Genomic DNA, 2,847 nt, shown 5'->3' with positions numbered 1-2,847 from the left:
GGACAATGCCCTCATGGGGAGCCAGCACCAGCATATGGTCTTTCAAATCGCTTTTCTTGCTGGGCTTCACATCCCGCCCCTGATACAGATAGCACCCGTTCAGTCCCGTAAAGTCGGCGGCGTCATTGACAATGACCGTCCCCTGACTTTTGAAAAATTCGTACACATCAAGGTCTGCCTGAACATAGACGGGATTGCGGAGCATTTGCGCCAGCGTGGGGTGTATCAGTTCCCTGCTGTGGAACAAAATCCCCTGTTCGGCAAAGTACCGGGTGATGTCCCCGTAAGAGGTTGTGGGCTGGGCGTACATCTCAAATATCAGCCGGATATTTGCCGCTTCGTCCGGGTTTACCACCAGCTTCTTTGTTTTGATACCGTCCATTTTGATTGGCTCTGTATGGAATCCGTAAGGGGCTTTTCCGCCCATCTTAAAGCCCCGCTGGCTGCGGGAGTAGTAAGCGTCCGTCACCCGCTTCTGTATCGTTTCCCGTTCAAGCTGGGCGAACACGATACAGATATTCAGCATAGCCCGCCCCATCGGGGTGGAGGTATCAAACTTTTCTGTAGAGGACACAAACTCCACATTGTACTGCTGGAACAGTTCCATCATATTTGCGAAATCCAGAATGGAACGGCTGATACGGTCAAGTTTGTAAACAATGACCTTTGCAATCAGGCCCCGCTTAATGTCCCGCACCAGTTCCTGAAATTTCGAGCGGTCTGTGTTCTTGCCGCTGTACCCTTTGTCTGTGTATTCCTTGCAGTTTCCGCCTTTCAATTCGTATTTGCAAAACTCAATCTGGCTTTCAATGGAAATGCTGTCCTTTTTGTCTACCGATTGCCTTGCATAGATCGCGTCTATCCTGTTATTCATTTTGTCGCTCCTTTTCTTAAAAAAGAAACGGAGCTGCTGACAGTTTTATTATACCGCCAGCAGCCCCGCAAATCAATGGTGGCTTCGGGAATTATGCCCCGGCTTCCTCCTTCTGCCGCTTATCGGCATATTTACGGAACACCTCATAAAGCTGCTGCTCCAGTTCCCGGCGTTTGGCCGCTTCCTGCTCCGGCGTGAACACCGGGGAGAGGTTTTCCAGAGTGATTTCCCTGCCCTGAAAAGTCACGACTTCTGTTTCCTTTTTGTATCTGATACTGGTACTTATAAAATCACCTTTCCTTTCCATAATGCCGCTGCTGCCGTTTCAGTTCCGCCAGTATATCCGGGGGAATACGGTCAACCAGCCTTTGCATATTGTCCAGCTCGCTTTTCAGCTTCGCCCGTTCCATCGTATCTTTCATCTTGCCCTGTTCGCTGGCCTTTGCCCTCGCTTCCAGCTTTTCATTTTCCGCCAACAGGTCATGGATTGTGACCTTGTACTTTTTCAGCTGCCCGGAGAAATTCTCCATCTGCGGAAACCACTTTTTCAGCATGGAGAGGGCTTCCTCTTTCTTCTTTCCGGCGTTTAGCGGGTTAATGCCGTCAAGGGCGGCTTCAATGGCTCTGGCCTGTCGGGAGAGGGAAACCGCCTGTTTGAAAAGCCGGGTGGGGATATGCTTCCGGCCTGTCCTGCTTGCGCTCTCCCCACGCTCCAAATCCGGGTATTTCTCCACCATGTAGGCGTGAAAATCGTCCTGCCACTTCGTCAAATTCGCCCGGTTGCCGATAATCTCCTTAGCGCACAGGCGGTTGTCTTTTGTCAGCGGAACAAAGGTCAAATGCAGATGCGGCGTTTTCTCGTCCATGTGTACTACCGCCGACACGATATTTTCCCGGCCTACCCGCCCGATGAGGAAGTCCGCCGCCCTCTGGAAAAACGCCTGTATCTCCTTTGGCGACTTCTTCTTGAAAAACTCCGGGCTGGCGGTAATGAGCGTATCGACAAACCGGGTGCTGTCTTTCCTTGTACGGCAACCGGCCTGTTCGATACGGTTTTGAATAAAATGATAGTACCTGCCCTCCGGCTTGACGATATGGAAGTTGTATTTACTCTTTGCCGTGTCAATGTCGGGGTTGCTGGCGTATTCGTCTTTCTGCCGTTCGTGATGGGCTTCCAGCGGCCTTGCCGGGTTGCCCTTGTGCTTCTCAAACCGCAAAATTGCGTGTTGTGCCATTCTGCTCCTTTCCCCATTCCTTTCCTATCCGGGGTTTTCCACAGGGAAAATCCCGCAAAAAATAGCTCGGATAGGATTGGAATGGATAGAATGTAAATCAATCTTTTTATCTTTGTATTTCTATATACCGTCCGGTTTTCGTACTTCCGGGGAGTGATTTCCGTACTTCATGGGTACGGTTTTCAGCCCTTCGGCGTACCAGAACGGGATTTCTTGAAGTCGGTGTTTGAAACCGCTTCATAGGATTTTGGGTAAATGCGGTTGGGTTTTCCACAGCCTTGCTTCTGGATTTCCACCAGTCCGGCGTATTGCAGCTCCCGCAGGGTGTTCACCGCTTTCTGCCGACCACAGCGGAGCAAGTCCACCACCTCACAGATGGGATAGTACAGGTAAATGCGCCCGTACTCGTCCGCCCACCCGTTTTTCCGGGACAACTCCACCCGCCGCAGGATAAAGGCATACAGTACCTTCGCTTCGTTGGACAGGGGCTGGAATGTAGGCGCTTCAAAGAGGAAATTCGGGAGCCGGGTGAAACTGAACGCCTTTTCCGGCTGATGAATGTAAATCGTGTTTGTCATATCGTGTTTTGTGGACGGTTAGAAGCCCATTTTCCGGGGCTTGTGATAGTTTATATCACCCGCCCAAGTTTGGGGCTTGCGAAGCCTGATAAATCAAGGCTTTTTCCGCTCCTAACTGTCCACAGCAGACCTCCTTTTCCGTTCACTTTCTGTTTTCTGC

The 2,847-nt window shown here is 51.0% G+C and carries 4 protein-coding genes; all 4 read right to left on the bottom strand.

Features of this window, described 5'->3' with window-relative positions; translation table 11 throughout:
* Positions 1–874 (bottom strand): recombinase family protein (locus HMPREF1546_RS02065; RefSeq protein WP_021751633.1); only part of this gene is annotated, 874 nt, incomplete at its 3' end.
* Between the two features lie 91 nt (positions 875–965).
* Positions 966–1,181, bottom strand: a complete 216-nt coding sequence (locus tag HMPREF1546_RS02060) for a hypothetical protein (RefSeq protein WP_021748276.1) — start codon at positions 1,179–1,181, stop codon at positions 966–968.
* The gene (gene mobV, locus HMPREF1546_RS02055) at positions 1,165–2,109 is read right to left on the bottom strand and encodes a MobV family relaxase (RefSeq protein ID WP_021748277.1); all 945 of its coding nucleotides are present in this window, start codon (positions 2,107–2,109) and stop codon (positions 1,165–1,167) included. The genes HMPREF1546_RS02060 and mobV overlap by 17 nt, the downstream gene beginning before the upstream one ends.
* Positions 2,110–2,291: 182 nt before the next feature.
* The gene (locus HMPREF1546_RS02050) at positions 2,292–2,687 is read right to left on the bottom strand and encodes a replication initiator protein A (RefSeq protein ID WP_021748278.1); all 396 of its coding nucleotides are present in this window, start codon (positions 2,685–2,687) and stop codon (positions 2,292–2,294) included.
* Positions 2,688–2,847: the final 160 nt, after the last annotated feature.

It is taken from the genome of Oscillibacter sp. KLE 1745 (genome assembly GCF_000469445.2).
Lineage (GTDB): Bacteria > Bacillota > Clostridia > Oscillospirales > Oscillospiraceae > Oscillibacter > Oscillibacter welbionis.
This window is presented reverse-complemented; position numbering and strand designations above follow the sequence as displayed.

Excerpts from the sequence above, each read along its gene's own strand:
- HMPREF1546_RS02060 (WP_021748276.1), bottom strand. The coding sequence starts at position 1,181 with ATGGAAAGGAAAGGTGATTTTATAAGTACCAGTATCAGATACAAAAAG.
- mobV (WP_021748277.1), bottom strand. The coding sequence starts at position 2,109 with ATGGCACAACACGCAATTTTGCGGTTTGAGAAGCACAAGGGCAACCCG.
- HMPREF1546_RS02050 (WP_021748278.1), bottom strand. The coding sequence starts at position 2,687 with ATGACAAACACGATTTACATTCATCAGCCGGAAAAGGCGTTCAGTTTC.